General features: G+C 71.8%; 1 protein-coding gene and 1 pseudogene. Both read left to right on the top strand.

What is annotated here, in order from left to right:
* A partial coding sequence (locus SSBG_RS15410; RefSeq protein WP_008747027.1) for a Yip1 family protein occupies positions 1-692 on the top strand: 692 nt, incomplete at its 5' end.
* 37 nt (positions 693-729) lie between these two features.
* A pseudogene (locus tag SSBG_RS31255) lies at positions 730-1,059 on the top strand (SCO family protein); the annotation flags it as partial.
* Positions 1,060-1,122 lie beyond the last annotated feature (63 nt).

Below are 1,122 nucleotides of genomic sequence, written 5' to 3'. Positions count from 1 at the left end.
CCCGCGACGGCGGCTACGGCTACCCGGGCCCCGCACAGGCCCCGTACCCCTCCTCGGCCCGGCACGACAACCCCGGCCACACGCAGGCGTTCGCGATCGGCGAGGACCCCTACGGGCACGGCGCGCCCCCGCCCCCCGCGGCACCCTCGGGCCCGAGGCTGCGCTGGCAGGACCTGCTCAGCGGCATCGTCCTGCGCCCGAACCAGACCTTCCAGCGGATGCGCGACTACGCGGTCTGGGGCCCGGCACTCGTCGTCACGCTGATCTACGGGCTGCTCGCGATCTTCGGCTTCGACGAGGCCCGCGACGACGTCATCCACGCGCAGCTCAGCACGGCCGTCCCGTACGTGCTCAGCGCGGCGGTCATGATCACGGTGAGCGCCTTCGTGCTCGGCGTCGTCACGCACACCGTGGCCCGTCAGCTCGGCGGCGACGGCTCCTGGCAGCCGACCGTGGGCCTGTCGATGCTGATCATGACGCTGACGGACGCGCCACGCCTGATCATCGCCATGTTCGCGGGCGGTGACGCCTCGTTCGTGCAGGTCGTCGGCTGGATCACCTGGATCGCCGCGGGCTTCCTCTTCACGTCGATGGTGAGCCGCTCGCACGACCTCGCCTGGCCCCGCGCCCTGGGCGCGAGCGCGATCCAGCTCGTGGCGCTGCTCTCACTGATCAAGCTCGGGACGTTCTGAGGCACGGCGTACGTACGCGAAGGGGCCCGCCGGAGGCGAGCGCGCCAAGCTCCAGGTCGTCTTCGTCACGACCGACCCGAAGCGCGACACCCCGAAGGCGCTCGGCTCCTGGCTCAAGGGCCAGGACCCCGACTTCACCGGCCTCACCGGCGACTTCGACACCATCCAGGCCGGCGCCCGCCAGCTCCGCATCAGCGTCGAGCCGACGCACAAGGACAAGAACGGCAAGACCGTCTCGACCCACGGCACCCAGGTCGTCGCCTTCTCGCCGAAAACCGACAAGGGCTACGTCCTGTACGGCGAGCAGGCGACCGCCGACGACTACACGAAGGACCTGCCCAAGCTCGTCGAGGGGCGGAAGCCGTGACGGCGCGCACCCGACGGGTACCGGACCCGCGCGGCACCTCGGCGGCGCGGAGCGCGCGCGGCG

Origin of the sequence: Streptomyces sp. SPB074 (assembly GCF_000154905.1) — a bacterium.
Classification (GTDB): domain Bacteria; phylum Actinomycetota; class Actinomycetes; order Streptomycetales; family Streptomycetaceae; genus Streptomyces.
Note: the sequence above shows the minus strand (reverse complement) of the source record. Positions and strands in the feature narration are given on the sequence as shown.